2 protein-coding genes are annotated in these 351 nt (G+C 40.2%); both read left to right on the plus strand.

From position 1 onward, the window contains the following. The coding region (locus ERK18_RS09380; RefSeq protein WP_187155215.1) for an IS3 family transposase at positions 1 to 91 on the plus strand (91 nt) is incomplete at its 5' end. A 65-nt stretch (positions 92 to 156) separates the two neighbouring features. Beyond that, on the plus strand, positions 157 to 351 hold a 195-nt coding region (locus ERK18_RS09385; RefSeq protein WP_187155216.1), incomplete at its 3' end, for a helix-turn-helix domain-containing protein.

Below are 351 nucleotides of genomic sequence, written 5' to 3' on the forward strand. Positions count from 1 at the left end.
CGTTTACTGGTTCAATCATATTAGAAGATCAAACAAACTAAAATACACGACCCCGATCAAATATCGAAATCGTGCATTGAGTCTTGCGTAATATTAAAATGTCTAACTTTTTAGTTGCACTTCAATTGGACAAAAATCCATCTGGAGGGTTTTACTATGGTTAAATTTACCGTCAAACAAAAATTACAGGCGCTTAACTTGCTCAAAGAAGGCTACAGCAGCCGTTCTGTGGCGCAAATGATTGGCACCGGATCACATCAACTAATTGATACCTGGGCTGCACAATACCAGCACTTTGGCGTTAAGGGCCTAGAAATTCGGCACACCTCGCAAAATTATCGTGGTCAATTC

The sequence above is a fragment of the Lactobacillus kimbladii genome, assembly GCF_014323605.1.
Classification (GTDB): Bacteria; Bacillota; Bacilli; order Lactobacillales; family Lactobacillaceae; genus Lactobacillus; species Lactobacillus kimbladii_B.